Annotated in this window: 1 protein-coding gene; it reads right to left on the bottom strand. The window is 48.3% G+C overall.

Going from position 1 to position 1,004, the window contains the following annotated elements; translation table 11 throughout:
• Nucleotides 1-97 precede the first annotated feature (97 nt).
• The coding region (locus F6J99_RS45360; protein ID WP_293124074.1) for a pentapeptide repeat-containing protein at nucleotides 98-1,004 on the bottom strand (907 nt) is incomplete at its 5' end.

The following is a 1,004-nucleotide window of genomic DNA, read 5'->3' as shown; positions in this document are numbered from 1 at the left end:
TGGGAATCACTGGGCTTTTTTGGTCCAACCCCTTGCTTTTAATCAGGCAGTGGAAGCGTTTCTGGCGACAGCCTCGGTGTGAAGAGCGGGGTTGATGTTAGAGCGATCGCCAAATCTGCCGAATCTGCCGAATATATTGAGTGAGCTTATAAATTGCGTTTCGGATATGGATGTTCTCATCACTGAAATCTTCACAATGCCAATGCGCAAGTTCATGGTTGTTGATCCTTGCCCGCCGATCGGCTTCGTAACCAGTAACTTCTTGATGAAACCCATCAATCGCCTTTCTGAATTCAGCTATCAGGGGCAAAATCACCGTTGGAATGTTGTTACGCCCAGCCACAACATAATCATCCACCGTTGCATTCAGAACATCGACACTTTCCTGAAAAAACTGAAACGTGTACTTGAGATCCAATAATCTATCTTCAAAATCATGCTTAAATTCCTCAACTCTACGATCAACCTCATCCACATCCAGATCTGGCTCGTCAATCGGGAGAAGAGGATGAACAATCGCTCCAGCGTTGATCAAAGCAACCCGTTGTTGCACCGAAAGCCCAGAATTACCTTTGAAAATCGCTTGTGCGGCAGTAGTACGATGCAGCCGGGCTCGGGTCAGATCAGCAGCTCTGAGATCGGCTTGAGCAAGATTAGCCTGTTCTAAAGTTGTGTCGCTCATATAGGCGCGGTTTAAGCTGGCAAAGCTCAGATCAACCTGGCTCAGGTCTGCACTTAACAAGTTCACACCATGAAGATCCGCATGTTGGAGATTCGCTCCATTAAAGCGGGTTCCACTCAGATAAGCCCGATTCAGATCCGCACCTCGCAAATTACTCTGCTGCAAACTCGCATCGCTCAAATAAACCCGCACCATTTTTGCACCATCCAGCTGAGCCTGATCCAGCACCACCGCAATTAATCGGGCTCCACTCAAATCAACCCCACTGAGTTGGGCACCATACAAATCTGCCCCCGCCAAGTTTGCCTCATTCAGCGACGCA

Origin of the sequence: Moorena sp. SIO4G3 (assembly GCF_010692305.1) — a bacterium.
Taxonomy (GTDB): Bacteria; Cyanobacteriota; Cyanobacteriia; order Cyanobacteriales; family Coleofasciculaceae; genus Moorena; species Moorena producens_A.
Note: the sequence above shows the minus strand (reverse complement) of the source record. Positions and strands in the feature narration are given on the sequence as shown.